We start from the raw sequence: 14,969 nt of genomic DNA, 5'->3' as shown, positions 1-14,969 counted from the left end.
AGCTGCCGGCCGAGGCCGATCTCCAGGAAGCAGCCGAGGCGGGCATGGATGTCCGCGACCTTCAGCCGCTTCAGCTCGCCGAGCTGGATGAGCGGCCGCCGCGTCGTCGCGACGATCCGATCCTCCGAGTCAAAATAAACGTATGCTTCGACCGTCTCGCCAGGCTGCGGCCGGTTGCCAACAATCTCGGCATAGGGCAGCAGCACCTCGCGGCCGCCGGGCTCGTCCGTCAGATAATAGCCGCTGGGCGAAGCCTCGCGCACGACGATCAGCTGCTGGGTCAACCCTGCCGTTAGCGTCATGCGAATTCCACGACCTTGGCGTCTGACCAGAGCCGCTCGATATTATAATAATCGCGCTCGTCGCGATGGAAGATATGGACGACGACGTCGCCAAGATCCATCAGCACCCACCGCGCCGAGTCCATGCCCTCGATGCCGCGGATCATGCCGCCGCGGGCTTCGACCTGCTTGCGGACCTCCGTGGCGATCGACTGGACTTGAATGTCCGAGTTGCCGTGGCAGATGACGAAATAGTCGGCCACCAGCGAGATGCCGGTCAGATTAAGCGCGACCAGACGATTGGCTTTTTTCTCTTCTGCGGCGGATACCGCGATATGCATCAGTTGTTCAGATGTCAATGTCATGCCTCAGCCTCCTTGATTATAAGATCGTTGCGTGCGAGCAACGTCAGGGGATAGATGCGCTTGCCTTTTTCGATGAGGAACAGGATCGTCATGTCCAGGCCGGCGAGGATCGCCCGCTCCAGACTCTGCTCGGCGAGCTCCCGGATCTGTCCGACGAGCGGGAAGCTGCGGCCGGGCTCGATCAGGTCAGCCAGCCAGACGATCTTCTCGAGCTGCGACATTGCCGGTCGACCGGAGGTATGGTAACGGATCGCCTCCAGCACCTCCGGGTCGGAGATGCCGTAATCGCGACGAGCCGCGTACGCGCCTGCATAGGCGTGCCACAGCTCCTTGTCATGATCCAGCACCTCGGCATAAATTCCTTCTTCGCGAATCGCCTCCGCCATCTTGTCGACCGGCCAATACTTGGCGACATCATGTACGAGGGCAGCCAGCTCGGCCCGGTCCGGGTCGCCCCCGTAGCGCTCAGCTAGCTCCACCGCTGTCTGCATAACGCCCTGCGTATGCGCCCAGCGCTTCGCCGGCATCTGGGCTTGTACGGCTTCCTCCAATGCCTTACGAACCATAGAGTTCATTCCTGCGTATGAATTGATACACTTTGTCCGGTACCAGAAAACGGATCGATCTTCCGTCTTCGCGGCGCGTCCTTATATCCGTCGAGGAAATATCGATCAGCGGCATCTCGCAGCGCTTCACGCGCTCGCGCACCGCTGCCGGCAACTGGCTCGTATCCATCGTCGCTCCCGGCCGCTCGACCGCGATGAATGAGATCAGCTCCGCCAGCTCCTCGATCCGATGCCAATCCTTCAGATCATTGACGCGGTCTGCACCCAGGATGAAGGAAAACTCCCGTCCCGGGTAAGCCTCGCGAAGCGCCTGCACCGTGTCGATCGTATAGGAGGTGCCGCCTCGCTCCAGCTCCAGCGCCATCGCCCGGAAGTGGGGTTGAAAATCGATCCCCCGGTACACCATCTCCAATCGCTCTTCGGCCGTTGCGCGCGGCGCATGGTCCTTGAGCGGCGGCGTGGCGGCCGGGATAAACCATACCTCGTCCAGTCCGCAAGCCTCGCGGGCCGACTCGGCGGCGAGCAGATGCCCGAGATGAATCGGGTCGAAGGTGCCGCCCATGAGCCCAACCTGAATCATACTTCACACTCCTCTATCTAATCGTTCGCTGGCGACCCGTAGACGAGCCTGACCGCCAGCGCAAGTTTCTATCGCTACTTCGGAGCCTTCGGCAGCTCGATCGTCTTGTGGTCCTTGGACTCCTTGTAGAGGACGATCGTCTTGCCGATCACCTGCACCAGCTCGGCTCCTGCTCCGGCGGCCAGCTCGGCGCCGATGGCGCGCGGGTCCTCGTCGCAGTTGTTGAGCACCGAGATTTTCATCAGCTCGCGCGTCTCGATCGCCTCCTCGATATGGCGGATCAGATGCTCGTTGGTGCCGCCTTTGCCGACCTGGAAGATCGGCGTCAAGTGATGGGCGAGCGAGCGCAAGTGGCGTTTTTGTTTGCCTGTCAGCATGCGGATGGTTCCTTCTTTCTTCTGAATAGTAGTGATACAGGCGTCCTCAGGCCTGGCCCAGCGCAGCCAGCACGCTCTCGCGCATCGCGGCGGCGGGGGCCGGCTTGCCGGTCCAGTATTCGAAGGCATAGGCGCCTTGGTAGATGAACATGCCGAGGCCGAAATGGCTGATGCAGCCCTTGGCCTCCGCTTCCTTCAGCAGCGCCGTTTTGAGCGGGTTGTAGATCAGATCGCTGACGACGGTGCCGGGACGGAGCCAGTCCGGGTCCATCGGCAGCGCGTCGACGAGCGGATACATACCGATTGAGGTTGTATTGATGATGACGTCCGCCTCGCCGCACCAGCGGGACAGCTCGCTCTGCGAGATCGGCAGCAGCTCGGCCTGGTCCTCGTAAGCCGCAGCGAGCGCCCGCGCCTTGTCCGGCGTCCGGTTACTGATGACGATGCGCGCCGGCTGCTCGCGCACCAGCGCATGGACGATGCCGCGCGCCGCGCCGCCCGCGCCGAGCAGCAGGATCGTCTTGCCAGCCAGCGTAGGGACGGCCTCTTCCTTGAGCGAGCGCACATACCCGATGCCGTCGGTATTGTAGCCGGTCAAATGTCCCTCCCGGTTGACGATCGTATTGACAGCGCCGATCGCCTCGGCGCTGGCGTCGATCGCGTCCAGGAACGGGATGACCTCTTGCTTGTGCGGGATCGTCACATTGACGCCGCGCACCCCCATCGCCCGCACGCCGAGGATGAAGTCCCCCAAGCGGGCAGGCGCGATATGAAACGCCATATAAGCGCCGTTGACGCCAGTCTCGGCGAAGGCGCGGTTCATCATGACCGGCGACTTGGAATGCCCCACCGGATCGCCGATGACGCCGTACAGCGCCGTCTGGCTGTCGATTAACGCGATTGTCATGCTAGCAAGCTCCTTTTCTCCCGTACGTTCCCCTATCCGGGGTCATGCCGTGATGCTCCTCGCGCGCCCGCGCTAGATGATCGCGTCGCGCAGCAGCACCTTGACGCCCTTGGGGGCATAGACGTCGACGAGCGCGCCGCTCTTGCCGTTCGCCTGGATCCAGCCCAGCCCGGAGATGAAAATATCGAGCCGCGCCTCGCGCGGGATCCGCAGCGAATGGCGCGTCCACTCCGGCAGCTCGCCGAGCTGCTCTGCCGATGGCGGCGCAAGCAGGGTGCCCGCATGCTCCCGGTACAGCTCGTCCGCGCGCTCCAGCTTCGTGCGATGCGGCTTCACGCCCGGGGCGATATAGACGGTGAACGACTGGCGCTCCCCCTGTACGAAGTCAAAGCGCGCCAACGCGCCAAAAAACAATGTCTGACGCTCGTTCAGTTGGTACACCAACGGCTTCAGCGTGTGCTCCGGCAAGATCGTCTGCAGCACCGACTTGGGCACCAGCTCGGTCAGACGGCTCGGGTAGACGATGCCCGGCGTGTCGATGATGGCGCGACCGTCCTCGAGAGGGATCCGCACGGCGTCCAGCGTTGTCCCGGGATAACGCGACGTCGTCAGCTCCCGGTCCAGATCGCTGTAATCGCGGATAAGCCGGTTGATGAGCGTCGATTTGCCGACATTGGTCGCGCCGACGACGTATACATCACGTCCGTCGCGATGACGCTCCAGCGCCTCGATGACGCGTTCGAAGCCGAGATTGCGCTTGGCGCTGCAGAGCAGCACGTCAACCGTGCGCAGCCCGTGCGCCTTCGCTTGCTGCTGCACCCAGTTGCGGAGCCGGTTCATGTTCGTCACCTTCGGCAGCAGATCGACCTTGTTGACGACGAGCAGCACCGGATTGGCGCCCACAAAGCGCTGCAGTCCCGAGATGAGACTGCCCTCAAAGTCGAACAGGTCGACGATATGTACGACGAGACTGTTCGTGGCGGCGATACCGCTCAGCAGACGCAGGAAGTCGTCCTGGTCGATTGTAACGCTCGCGGCGTCGTTATAGTTTTTGATGCGGAAGCATCGCTGGCAGATGACCGGCTCCCGGGACAGCGCTGCCTCCGGCAGGTAGCCGGGACGCTCCTGGTCCTCCGTCTGCAGCTTCACTCCGCAGCCCGCGCAGTAGCCGGACTTCTCTCTCTCTTGCTCGCTCACTTCTTGTCCTCCTTGGGCCACAGCCCTTTTTTGCGCAGACGCGCCAGGGCGATCCGCTCGATCATCCGGTTGATCCGTGTCGTCCAGCCCTCATCACTTGGGGCGATCGGCGTCACGAGAATCGTATGCAGCCCCATACGCCGCCCGCCAAGTACGTCGGTGAGCATCTGATCACCGATGACGACGGTAGACTCTGCCTTCAGCTCGAGCACGCCAAGCGCGCGCCGGAAGGATCGATTGGCCGGCTTGCGCGCGGCATGAATGAACGGAATCTGGAGCGGATCGCAAAAATTCGAGACACGCGTCCGATTGTTGTTGGAGACGATGACGACGCGAAACCCCAAGTCGCGAACCACATCCAGCCAGGCGACAAGCTCAGGCGTAGCGATCGGATCGCGGGCCCCGACCAGCGTATTGTCGAGATCGGTAATAATACCGCGGATGCCTTCTTCCTTTAGCTTGTGCAGATCGATATCATAGATCGTCTTGACGATCGTATTCGGCAATAGCCGTGTAAACATAGCTTCGACTCCCTTGCTTCCATACCTTCTCTAGTGCAACCTTGGGAAAACTATACCATAGAAGACGATTTTGTTGCAAAGCAGGTTTGACAGACGCCGACACAAACCAAACCGCCGGGAGCGCCTGCTGCGCGAGCAGGGCCTCCGGCGGCGGACATCAGAGCCGTTCCTTGATCGATTTGACTTTGGCGACGAGCTGCTCTGCCTCGGCTTCAGAGGCTTCCAGGCCGCTGTACTTGGCCTTCTCGAACTGCAGCAGCACCTCATGAAAATCGTCCCGCAGGAAACGCCGGCGCTCGGACCAGACCGCGACCGCCTCGCGCAGCGTCTCATGCTCGCTGTACTCGAGTCCGTTGCGACGGCAATGACGCAGCAGCTTCTCCGTCTCCCAGATGATGCGCTGGTTAGCCGTATACGAGCGGAAGCGGAACTTGATCATCGCCTCGACGATCTGGCGGCGGCGCAGCCACAGCATCGCGAGTCCGACGAGGACGACGCCGATCGCGCCGATCAGCGGCAAGGGACTGGACTTGACCGGCTCCGGCTGAACGGCAGGCGTCTCCGTCGGCGTAGTCTCGGGCACGGTCACCTCCGTCGTCTCCTCGGCGACCGCATACGGATAAGCAAAGCCCGAGGTCGGCTCGAACGGGATCCAGCCGTAGCCTTCGAAGTACACTTCGACCCAGGAGTGAGCGTCAGCATTGCGAACCGTATAGGTGCCTGCTCCGTCGGTGTTCAGCGACATCTCCGGCGGCATGCCCATATCGAAGTCCGGGATGCCGGAGGAGATGATACCTGGCGCATAGCCCTTGACCCAACGGGTCGGAATGCCCTCTATTCGCGTCAGGACCGCCATCGCCGTCGAGTAGTAGTCGCAATAGCCTTCAAGCACCTCGAACAAAAAGGCATCGACGAAATCGGCGCTCTGGCGTTTGGCGAGATCGGGCGTATTGGTGTAGATATAATTATCCCGCAAATACGTCTCGATCGCCTTCACCTTATCGTAAGGCGTCTGGGCCTCGGCCGTTATTTGCTCGACCAGCTCATACACGCGCTGCGGCACGGTGTCGGGCACCTGGAGATACATTGCGTTTTTTTGACTGTTGCCGAGGTCGGTCGATGCGGCGCGCAAGCCCTCTTCGTCGAGCACCGCCATCTTCGAGGTGAGCGTGTAGCTCGACGGGTAAGCGACCGGCGCATTCTGGGTCGGCCAATGCAGCTCCCAGGAGCCCGGGAGCCACGATACGCGTCCCGGGATCGGGAAGGGCTGCTCCTCCTCATCCGCCATCGAGACGAGCGACGAGATTGGCGCCCCGCCGAACAGCACCGGCAGCGGCTCCTCGCGGATCATGGTGAACACCTGCGTCACCTCGACCGTCTCGACGTCACCCGTCGGCCCATCCTCGACCGGCAGCTGCTCTTCGCTGACGATGCCGATCATCGAGCCTTCGCGACGCTCGCCAGCCGCGTCTATCCAGCCTTCGCCGGTATATTCGGCCTTCGTCTCGCCGCGCCAGTAGCTCTTGCGATCCGTCGCCACCGTCATCACGGACGAATAGTCGAATTGGAAGCCGCCGCCGAGCGCCTCGTCGTTGCGGCTGTAGCCCGAGCGGCTGTCGCCAGCATTGCTCGAGGCCGAGACCGGACCTTTGTCCCCTACGAAGGAAGGCACTGTCTCCCCACGAGATTCTCGCCAGATCGTATACGGATCCTTCAGCACCGGAGCGATATTGGGCACGAACAGTCCGGAGGCCATGACGAGCGACAGGACGAGCAGACTCGGCAGGATGAGCGCGGCAGGGTATTCGATCAGATGCCGCCAGCTCTCGGGATGCTTGGCCTGGAACTTGGAGAAATGCTCCGCGACGAGCCAGAGCAGGCCGATGAAAATCGTCCAGGCGACCTTGTCCCACAGGATGATGGGCGTAAACGAATCGGCAATCAGTAGCGTCAGCATGCAGCCGGCGATGACCAGCACGACATGCGAACGCGAGGATGCCCATTGTCCGGCTAGCGAGTAAAACAGCCATACGCCCAGCACGATCCACAAAAACGGATGAACCTGGGACGCATGCGCCTCCAGCCAGAACGCCCACTCTCTCGAGGATGGGGGAGCATCGATAAAGCCGAGCCAGCGAAAGTTGGTGAATTGCAAGGTGAGGGCGGTGATCAGACCGAGCTGAACGATCCCTCGGTACAAGCGTCGGCCCGGTACGAGCAGCTCCACGACGACGGTGGCGATTAGCGTCACCCCGACGATCGCATACGTCTCCTCCCACCAGTAGCCCTCCAGCGTGCCGAGCACCTGCCAGATCAGCACCGCCACAAAAACAAAGGACAGCCGTTCATACCAATGATCGACGATCGAACGCAGCCAATCACGAGCCAATCGCACTAGCGCCGCCTCCTTCCAGCTTGCCGGGCAGCTCCTGCAGATGGCGGACGGCATAAAACGGCCATCCCCGGCTGCGGATCAGCCGCTGCCACGGTTCGTCCTGCGAGAGCAGTGGACCTTCGTCGTCGGCGATGTGGATCAGACAAGGCACAAGGCCCGTGCGCTCGAGCCATTGCATCGTCTTGATCGTCTCTTCCCCGCCCTGCGGCGTGATCACTACAGCGAACGACCCCGGCGAGAGCAACGACCCTGCCTGCTTGAGCGCGGCATAGAGCGGCAGCGGACTGTCTGCGGCGACGCCGACCAGATGGCTCATAACCGACTTGCGCTGCGCCGGCGTCGCGCGCGGCACATAACCCTCGGCGCTCTCGCCGACCGAGACGAGTCCCATCGCCGTCTCGCGGCGCAGTCCGTGCTCGAATAAGGAAGCGGCGACCGAGACCGCCAGCTCAAAGCGGTCTGGCTGCGCGTAAGCCTCCACGTGACGGTCAAGCACGACCACCGTTCGCGGCAAGGCCTCGCGCTCGAATTCCTTGGATTTCCACTGGCCGGTCTTGGCCGTAGCGTTCCAATGGACGCGCGACAGCCGGTCGCCGTGATGATACTCGCGGACGCCGTTGAGCTGCGTCGTCTCCTTGGCCGACCGCGAGGAGGCAGCATGCGAGAACGGACCCTTCATGCCGCGGTTCAGCTGACGCCAATAGCGAATGTCGATCGTCTGCGGCAGCACACGGAAATCGCCTGTCGAATGGAACTGGCCGTTATGCTCGAATAGACCAAAGATGTCCCAGGTGGAGCAGACGGTCGGGGCAAAGCGGTAATGGCCTCTGGACAGCGGCGGCGTCAAATACGAAATCTCGCCGCTGCGTCGAATATCGGGGACGAACGGAATCTCGAAGGGCATCTCGCCGTGCCCCTCCCGGATCAGGCGCTCGCGCACCATCACGTACGGGATCGGCCAGACGCCGGGTACGCGCAACTGCAGCTGCACCTCCAGGCGCGAGCCTGCGGGCAGCGATTCACCGCCGCCCTTGTGCTGCAGCTTGCGCGTGCCGTGAACGCGGGCGACGCCGCTCCAGCGGCCAAGGATGAGGTACAGCAGGAGGACATTGACGATCATAAATAGCATAAAGGAGGTTTTGCCCCCTTGAAACAGCAAGTAGAGCGCACAGCTGACATACAGCGAGGCCACCAGCCACCAGCGGGAGCCTTTGGCTTTGAGGATGTCCATCCTAGCGCTCCAGTCGGATCGGCACCTTGGTCTGCTGCACGACCTCGCCTATGATGTCCGCAGCGGACAAGCCGCTCATTCTGGCCTCGGTGTGGAGCATGAGGCGGTGGCCCAGCACCGGCTGCGCCAGATGCTTGATATCGTCGGGCAGCACATAGTCGCGGCCGTCCAGGAAGGCATGCGCCTTGACTGCGCCGAGCAGCGAGATCGCGGCGCGCGGGCTGGCGCCGAGCAGGATGCCCGCATGCTCTCTGGTGCCGCGCACGATGCGGATCAGGTAGTCGCCGAGCGCCTCGTCGATATGGACCAGGCGGACGCGCTCCTGGATGCGCAGGATATCCTCTACCTCCGCCACCTGCTCCAGACGATCCAGCAATTGGCCGGCCTGATGGCTCAGCACCATTTGCAGCTCGGTCGCCTCGTCCGGATAGCCGAGCGTCAGCTTGATCATGAAGCGGTCGAGCTGCGCCTCGGGCAGCATATAGGTGCCCTCGAACTCGATTGGGTTTTGCGTGGCGAATAGCAGGAACGGCGACGGCAAATCGTGGCTGAAGCCGTCCACGCTCACTCTGCGCTCCTCCATCACCTCGAGCAGCGCGGACTGGGTTTTGGTGGTCGCCCGGTTGATCTCGTCAGCGAGCAGGATATTAGCCATGACAGGCCCTGGCCGGAATATAAATTTCTCGTCGCGCGGATGGAAGATGGAAACGCCCGTAATATCGGTAGGCAATAAGTCCGGATTGCACTGAATACGGCGGAACTGACCGCCGATCGAACGAGCGAGCGCTTTGACAAGCTGGGTTTTTCCGGTTCCTGGCACATCCTCGAGCAGAACATGACCCCCGGCCAGCAGGGCTGTCATCAATAATCCGATCTCTTGGCTTTTACCCAGGATACAGGATTCCAAATTTTGTCGAATAATAGAGCAAAGCTGCATATCTGTATTAGTATGGTCCATGCCGATCCCTCCCGGATAATAAACGTTCATGGAGCAGAAAATCTCGGGCGGAATAGCAAAACTTTCTCCAGCTCGCGAGATATGTATAAAAATAAAGACACTTTGAATCTATTTTACAGGAACGGCGGGCGATAATCCAATCGTTGAAATTCCAAAAAAAATTGGAGGATCCCACAGGGAACCTCCATGTCTGTTCTATCTTGCGAACCCAGCGATATTCGCCAGCGATGGCTAGCCTTTGGGACGGACGATGAGCGCCGCCAAAAACGAGAAAATGATCGCGGCCGAGATGCCCGCGCTCGTCACCTTGAAAATGCCGGTAATGATCCCGATCCAGCCGCTGGCGTGCAGCTCGGTCAGCGCGCCGTGCACCAGCGCATTGCCAAAGCTGGTAATCGGCACGGTTGCGCCAGCCCCCGCAAAATCGATCAGCGGCTCATACCAGCCGAGCCCGTCGACAATCGCCCCTGCGACGACAAGCACAGACATCGTATGCGCCGGCGTCAGCTTCAGTACGTCGAACATCAGTTGACCGATGACACAGATGCCTCCGCCGACCAGAAACGCCCATAAAAATTGCATCGCCTCTCACCCCTTCCTCTCGATCGATACGGCGTGAGCGATGCACGGAATCGTCTCGCCCTGCTGATAGGACAACGGCGAGAGGAGCGCTCCGGTGGCGACGACCAATATCCGTTGCAGCTCGCCCTTGGCGATCCGCTTCAGCAAATGCCCGTAGGTGACGACCGCCGAGCAGCCGCAGCCGCTGCCGCCTGCCTGCACCTTCTGCTTGGCCACGTCGAACACCATGAGCCCACAATCGCCGAACACCGTCTTCTCCATCGGCACGCCGCTGCGAGCCAGCAAGTCCTTGGCGATCGGATGCCCGACGCCGGCCAGGTCGCCCGTGACGATCAGGTCATAGTCGGCTGGCGTACGGCCCGTATCGTTGAAATGCTGGGTAATCGTGTCGACGGCAGCCGGAGCCATCGCTGCGCCCATATTAAACGGGTCAGTGACGCCAAGATCGACGATTTTGCCGATGGTCGCGCTTGTTACGGCCGGTCCTTGTCCGCTATCGGAGACGATGGCTGCGCCAGCGCCGGTTACGGTATATTGTGCCGTTGGAGGCTTTTGCGAGCCGTACTCCGTCGGGAAGCGGAATTGCTTCTCGACCGTGCAGTTGTGACTGCATGTACCCGCCAGGACATGATGCGCTGAGCCGGAGTTGACGAGCTGCGCCGCAAGCGCCAGCGTCTCCATCGAGGTCGAGCAAGCGCCGAAGACGCCGATATACGGCAGGCCTAGGTCACGCGCGGCAAAGCTGCTGCTGATGATCTGGTTCAGCAGGTCGCCGCCGACATAACATTGCAGATCCTCTTTTTGCAAACCAGACGCTTGGATCGCAAAGTCCGATGCTTGCTCCATCAGGAGCCGCTCCGCTTTTTCCCAGCTCTTCTGCTGCATATCCAGCTCCGGATGCACAAGATCAAAATCAGCAGCAAGCGGTCCCTCTCCTTCATCGGGGCCGACAACCGTGCCGACGCCGGTAATGACCGGACGATTCTCAAACCACCAGGTATGTTTACCTCGCAGCATAGGTTATTGCCCCCCTGTGCCCAGGATAAGATGCGCAATCCCGACGAAAAATGCCGCCACCGTGCCGAACACGATCACGGAGCCGGCCAGCTTGAACATATTGCCCCCGACGCCGAGCACCAGTCCTTCGCTGCGGTACTCCAGAGCCGCCGAACACATCGAGTTGGCAAAGCCGGTTACCGGCACCGCCGAGCCCGCTCCCGCCCACTGGGCCAGCTTGTCATAGACGCCCAGACTGGTCAGGATGACGGAGATCAGGATCAACGTCGCCACCGTCGGATTGCTGGCTTGCGTTTCCGACATTTTGAGGTACGTCATATATAAATTTTGGATCAGCTGACCAAACGTGCAGATCGCTCCGCCGACCAGGAAGGCTTTGAGACAATTGGAAAATATCGAACGCGAAGGCTCGCGAACTTGCGCAAACGCTTTGTACTCCTTGGCGGACATCGTCGTCCCCTTAAACATCGGCTGGCGTCCCTTCGTTGCCATCCCGCTACCCCCCGTCTGAAGTTAATTGCCTTCCTTCATTATGGATGTTTGTCGGCAAAGTTATGCTCCTGTATAGTGGGACATAGGGATGGACATATTCACAGTACGAAGGGAGCCGTGCCTATGACTCGCAAAGCTTGGCCATGCATCCTCCCGTTGTTCTGCCTGCTGCTCGCCGCAGGCGGCTGCGGGACGAACGGCAACGACAACAACAACATCCCTCCGAAGCAGGAAACTGGGGAATCGAACAACCCTACCGATACCGGTCAGCAGCAGCCCAACCCATCGCCTCCGTCTGCCGAGCCTGACCCGGCTCCTGGGGAGGGCATCGCCCCGGATGACCCGGTCGCCGCCATGCTCTCGGAGATGAGCGTGGAGGAGAAGGTCGGTCAGCTCGTCATCTTCGGCCTCGAAGGGACGACGCTGCAGGATGAGACGCGAGAGATGATCGAGCGCTATGCGGTCGGCGGCTTCATCCTCTACAAGGATAACGTGGACACGCTCGCCCAGACCGTCGAGCTTGGCAATCAACTGAAGGCGGCGAACCGGGAGCACGGCATCCCGCTGCTGCTTGGCATCGACCAGGAAGGCGGACGCGTCGACCGGATGCCTGGCGGCGTCTCCAAGGTACCCGCTCCGGAGAAGATCGCCGCCAAGGACGACAAGAGCTATACGTACGCAAGCGGACAGGCGCTGGGCCTGCAAGTGCGCGCGCTAGGCCTGAACCTTGACTTCGCGCCGGTGCTGGACATCGACAGCAATCCAGACAATCCGGTAATCGGCGACCGCGCTTACGGCCATACGCCGCAGTCGGTCATTGCGCACGGTCTGGAGGCGATGGAGGGCTTGCGCGCGTCGCGCGTCGTGCCTGTCGTCAAGCATTTCCCCGGGCACGGCGATACCGATGTCGATTCGCATCTGGATCTGCCTGTCATCCACAAGTCCAGGGCGGAGCTCGAAGACTTCGAGCTGAAGCCGTTCGCAGCAGCCATCGACGCAGAGACCGATGCAGTGATGGTCGCTCATCTGCTCATCCCCGACCTCGACCCGGAGTATCCGGCGTCGCTCTCGGAGACGATCATCGATGGCTTGCTCCGACAGGAGCTGGGATTCGACGGCGTCGTCATGACCGACGATCTGACGATGCAGGGTATCACCAAGCAACATACGGTAGGCGAGGCTGCCGTCCTGTCGCTGCGGGCGGGCAGCGATATCGTCCTGATCGGCCATCATCACGGGCAGCAAGCCGAGGTGATGGAGACGATCCTGGCGAGCGTGCGCGAGGGCGAGCTGACGGAGGAGCAGCTCGATGCCAAGGTGGGCCGCGTGCTGCGCCTCAAGCAAGGCTACCAGCTCACCGACGATCCGCTACAGGCAGTGACCGAGCAGGCGCTTAACGCGCAGATTGCCGAGTTGCTGGACACCAAGTAAGGCCTCCCTGTCGCGGAGCATGACGCTCGCTTGGCGACGATTCGAGGTCTCGAACGACAACAAAGGCTGCCCCCACGCCGTAACTGGTGAAGGGCAGCCTGTTTTTTATTTTTCGATGCCTTGCAGCTTTTCGACGAGCTGGTCGATCAGCAGATTGGCCGATTTGATACCGCCGGACAGATTCCAGATGACCTCGTCCACCTGGAAGGCAGTATTGTTTTTGCCGACGTTCAGGTTGGCGAATAACGGGTCGGCCATCCAGGCCTGCTGGTTTTTGGTACCGCCCTTCTCCTCGTCATAGTCGGCGTTAAAGTAGAACATCACGTCGCCGTCGAGCGCCTCGATCCGCTCCTTCTCGATTACCTCCATGAAATTGTCGACGTCCTGCGAGGCCGGACGGGCTACTCCCAGATCGCTCATGATGACGCCCGCGAACGTATCTTTCTGATAGATGCGGACCGTCTCCGGCAGGAAGCGGACGAGCGATACTTGCAGCTGCGTCTTGTCGCCCAGCGTCGCTTTGGCTTCCGCGATATGCGCATCATAAGCGGCCATCGCGGTCTCGCCCTCCGTCTGCTTGTTCAGCGCTTGCGCATACAACGCAAAGTTAACCTTCCATTTGCCCGCCAGATCCTCCGACAGCACCGTCGGCGCGATCTCCTTAAGCTGCGCGTAGATCTCCTCGTGGCGGATCTTGTTGCCGATGATCAGATCCGGCTGCAGGCTGAGGATCAGCTCCAGATTGGGCTGCGACTCATCGCCCAGCTCGGTCACGCCTGCCATCTGCTCGGCGATATGCGGGAACCAGCCGTCGCCAAGGCCGGAGTTGACAGCTCCTACCGGCGTAACCCCCAGCTCCAGCAGCGCCTCGGTGCCCTCCTGCGTCAGCACGACGACGCGCTCCGGCGTGCCGGTCAGCTCGGTCGTCTCCATCGCATGCGCCACCTGGCGCGTCTCGTCCTGCGACGCTTCGGTCGCCTCGGCCGACGACGGGTCGGAAGTTTGTTCAGACGTTGCTTGATTGGCATTGGCGTTCTCTGGCTCTGCCGCCGGTTGATTGGCTCCCCCGCAGGCGGACAGCAACAGGAGCATTGCGAGCAGCAACGCTGTCGACCAGAGTGTGGATTTGCGTGTTGATCGTTTCATCGGATAGTTTCTCTCCCTTTTCTGATTCTCTATTCATATTATCTATTCGAAGACTAGTGCCACTGACGATTGCGGTATAACAAGTAGAAGAAAAACGGAGCGCCGATGGCGGCGGTAAAAATGCCCGCCGGCAGATCGTACGGCATGAAGGCGAGTCTGCCGATCATATCGGCGCCGACCATCAGCGATGCGCCGACGAGCGCCGACATCGGGATGATCCACGCATAACGGACGCCCAGCAGACTACGAGCGATATGCGGGGCCATCAGGCCGATGAAGCCGACTGCGCCCGCCAGGCTGACGGCGGCTCCGGCCAGCAGCACGCTGATGAGCAGGACGAACAGCCGACTCCGGTTGATCGCCTCCCCCAGGCCGGACGCTGTCGCATCTCCCAGCGCGAGGATGTCGAGCCTGCGCGCGGTCAGCCACGCCAGCGGCAGTCCGACTGCGACCCACGGCAGCAGCACATACACCTCGACGCGCGATGCGCCATACACAGTGCCGGTCAGCCAGTTGAGCAGCTGCGACGCCTTGAAGGACGAGCCGCTGATGAGCAGGAATGTCGTCAAGGCGGACATCGCCGTGGAGATGCCGACGCCGATCAGGATGAGCCGCTGCGGCGAGGAGCCGCCTCGCCAGCCGAGGATATAGATCAGCGCGGCGGTGACCAGCGCCCCGCCGATCGCCGCCACCGGCAGCCAATGGATGCTGACGCTGCCCGCGCCGAAGGTAATGAAGGCGACAGCCGCCGCCGAAGCGCCGCCGCCGACGCCCATCACATCGGGCGAGGCGAGCGGGTTGCGGAAGACGCCTTGCATGAGCGCCCCCGCGACGCCAAGCGAGCCGCCGATCAAGAGCGCCACCAGCGTGCGCGGCAAGCGCAGCGAATGGACGAGCATCCGGCTCTGCGGCTCGCCGCCGCC

17 protein-coding genes are annotated in these 14,969 nt (G+C 61.5%); 1 reads left to right on the top strand and 16 read right to left on the bottom strand.

What is annotated here, in order from left to right:
• From PA598K_RS37860 to spoVAC, 14 genes are all read right to left on the bottom strand, one after another.
• The coding region (locus PA598K_RS37860; RefSeq protein WP_260405341.1) for a S1 RNA-binding domain-containing protein at positions 1-302 on the bottom strand (302 nt) is incomplete at its 3' end.
• Positions 299-646, bottom strand: a complete 348-nt coding sequence (gene rsfS, locus PA598K_RS09895) for a ribosome silencing factor (protein ID WP_128656792.1) — start codon at positions 644-646, stop codon at positions 299-301. The genes PA598K_RS37860 and rsfS, both read right to left, overlap by 4 nt.
• Complete coding sequence (yqeK, locus tag PA598K_RS09890; RefSeq protein WP_128656791.1) at positions 643-1,212, bottom strand: bis(5'-nucleosyl)-tetraphosphatase (symmetrical) YqeK; 570 nt, start codon at positions 1,210-1,212, stop codon at positions 643-645. The genes rsfS and yqeK overlap by 4 nt, the downstream gene beginning before the upstream one ends.
• On the bottom strand, positions 1,202-1,792 hold the full coding sequence (nadD, locus tag PA598K_RS09885) for a nicotinate-nucleotide adenylyltransferase (protein WP_185601788.1): 591 nt from the start codon (positions 1,790-1,792) through the stop codon (positions 1,202-1,204). The genes yqeK and nadD overlap by 11 nt, the downstream gene beginning before the upstream one ends.
• 74 nt (positions 1,793-1,866) lie before the next feature.
• Positions 1,867-2,169, bottom strand: a complete 303-nt coding sequence (yhbY, locus tag PA598K_RS09880; protein WP_128656790.1) for a ribosome assembly RNA-binding protein YhbY — start codon at positions 2,167-2,169, stop codon at positions 1,867-1,869.
• Positions 2,170-2,215: 46 nt separating this feature from the next.
• The gene (locus PA598K_RS09875; RefSeq protein WP_128656789.1) at positions 2,216-3,076 is read right to left on the bottom strand and encodes a shikimate dehydrogenase; all 861 of its coding nucleotides are present in this window, start codon (positions 3,074-3,076) and stop codon (positions 2,216-2,218) included.
• A gap of 72 nt (positions 3,077-3,148) precedes the next feature.
• Positions 3,149-4,273 (bottom strand): ribosome biogenesis GTPase YqeH, encoded by a 1,125-nt coding sequence (gene yqeH / locus PA598K_RS09870; protein WP_128656788.1) that lies wholly within the window; start codon positions 4,271-4,273, stop codon positions 3,149-3,151.
• Positions 4,270-4,794, bottom strand: a complete 525-nt coding sequence (locus PA598K_RS09865; protein WP_128656787.1) for a YqeG family HAD IIIA-type phosphatase — start codon at positions 4,792-4,794, stop codon at positions 4,270-4,272. The genes yqeH and PA598K_RS09865 overlap by 4 nt, the downstream gene beginning before the upstream one ends.
• A 157-nt stretch (positions 4,795-4,951) precedes the next feature.
• The gene (locus PA598K_RS09860) at positions 4,952-7,189 is read right to left on the bottom strand and encodes a DUF4129 domain-containing transglutaminase family protein (protein WP_185601786.1); all 2,238 of its coding nucleotides are present in this window, start codon (positions 7,187-7,189) and stop codon (positions 4,952-4,954) included.
• Positions 7,173-8,420 (bottom strand): DUF58 domain-containing protein, encoded by a 1,248-nt coding sequence (locus tag PA598K_RS09855; RefSeq protein WP_128656785.1) that lies wholly within the window; start codon positions 8,418-8,420, stop codon positions 7,173-7,175. Before PA598K_RS09855 ends, PA598K_RS09860 begins: the two co-directional genes overlap by 17 nt.
• A 1-nt stretch (position 8,421) precedes the next feature.
• Positions 8,422-9,378 carry an AAA family ATPase gene (locus PA598K_RS09850; protein WP_128656784.1) on the bottom strand — a complete coding sequence of 319 codons (957 nt, stop codon included), beginning with the start codon at positions 9,376-9,378 and terminating at the stop codon, positions 8,422-8,424.
• A gap of 231 nt (positions 9,379-9,609) precedes the next feature.
• Positions 9,610-9,960 carry a stage V sporulation protein AE gene (gene spoVAE / locus PA598K_RS09845; RefSeq protein WP_128656783.1) on the bottom strand — a complete coding sequence of 117 codons (351 nt, stop codon included), beginning with the start codon at positions 9,958-9,960 and terminating at the stop codon, positions 9,610-9,612.
• A 6-nt stretch (positions 9,961-9,966) separates the two neighbouring features.
• Complete coding sequence (spoVAD, locus tag PA598K_RS09840; protein WP_128656782.1) at positions 9,967-10,977, bottom strand: stage V sporulation protein AD; 1,011 nt, start codon at positions 10,975-10,977, stop codon at positions 9,967-9,969.
• A gap of 3 nt (positions 10,978-10,980) precedes the next feature.
• On the bottom strand, positions 10,981-11,469 hold the full coding sequence (spoVAC, locus tag PA598K_RS09835) for a stage V sporulation protein AC (protein WP_128656781.1): 489 nt from the start codon (positions 11,467-11,469) through the stop codon (positions 10,981-10,983).
• A gap of 123 nt (positions 11,470-11,592) precedes the next feature.
• Between spoVAC and nagZ the strand changes: the two genes are divergently transcribed.
• Positions 11,593-12,900, top strand: coding sequence for a beta-N-acetylhexosaminidase (gene nagZ / locus PA598K_RS09830; protein ID WP_128656780.1), 1,308 nt, complete (start codon positions 11,593-11,595; stop codon positions 12,898-12,900).
• Between the two features lie 105 nt (positions 12,901-13,005).
• Here nagZ and PA598K_RS09825 read toward each other — a convergent pair whose 3' ends face one another.
• Positions 13,006-14,046 carry an ABC transporter substrate-binding protein gene (locus PA598K_RS09825; RefSeq protein WP_128656779.1) on the bottom strand — a complete coding sequence of 347 codons (1,041 nt, stop codon included), beginning with the start codon at positions 14,044-14,046 and terminating at the stop codon, positions 13,006-13,008.
• Positions 14,047-14,099: 53 nt separating this feature from the next.
• The coding region (locus tag PA598K_RS09820; protein ID WP_148091929.1) for a FecCD family ABC transporter permease at positions 14,100-14,969 on the bottom strand (870 nt) is incomplete at its 5' end.

This window comes from Paenibacillus sp. 598K (assembly GCF_003851045.1).
GTDB lineage: Bacteria > Bacillota > Bacilli > Paenibacillales > Paenibacillaceae > Paenibacillus_D.
Note: the sequence above shows the minus strand (reverse complement) of the source record. Positions and strands in the feature narration are given on the sequence as shown.

Coding starts and splice junctions, on each gene's coding strand:
- spoVAE (WP_128656783.1), bottom strand. CDS start 9,960: ATGCAATTTTTATGGGCGTTTCTGGTCGGCGGAGGCATCTGTGTCATC.
- yqeK (WP_128656791.1), bottom strand. CDS start 1,212: ATGGTTCGTAAGGCATTGGAGGAAGCCGTACAAGCCCAGATGCCGGCG.
- PA598K_RS09855 (WP_128656785.1), bottom strand. CDS start 8,420: ATGGACATCCTCAAAGCCAAAGGCTCCCGCTGGTGGCTGGTGGCCTCG.
- spoVAC (WP_128656781.1), bottom strand. CDS start 11,469: ATGGCAACGAAGGGACGCCAGCCGATGTTTAAGGGGACGACGATGTCC.
- spoVAD (WP_128656782.1), bottom strand. CDS start 10,977: ATGCTGCGAGGTAAACATACCTGGTGGTTTGAGAATCGTCCGGTCATT.
- PA598K_RS09865 (WP_128656787.1), bottom strand. CDS start 4,794: ATGTTTACACGGCTATTGCCGAATACGATCGTCAAGACGATCTATGAT.
- PA598K_RS09875 (WP_128656789.1), bottom strand. CDS start 3,076: ATGACAATCGCGTTAATCGACAGCCAGACGGCGCTGTACGGCGTCATC.
- PA598K_RS09825 (WP_128656779.1), bottom strand. CDS start 14,046: ATGAAACGATCAACACGCAAATCCACACTCTGGTCGACAGCGTTGCTG.
- yhbY (WP_128656790.1), bottom strand. CDS start 2,169: ATGCTGACAGGCAAACAAAAACGCCACTTGCGCTCGCTCGCCCATCAC.
- PA598K_RS09850 (WP_128656784.1), bottom strand. CDS start 9,378: ATGGACCATACTAATACAGATATGCAGCTTTGCTCTATTATTCGACAA.
- nagZ (WP_128656780.1), top strand. CDS start 11,593: ATGACTCGCAAAGCTTGGCCATGCATCCTCCCGTTGTTCTGCCTGCTG.
- rsfS (WP_128656792.1), bottom strand. CDS start 646: ATGACATTGACATCTGAACAACTGATGCATATCGCGGTATCCGCCGCA.
- nadD (WP_185601788.1), bottom strand. CDS start 1,792: ATGATTCAGGTTGGGCTCATGGGCGGCACCTTCGACCCGATTCATCTC.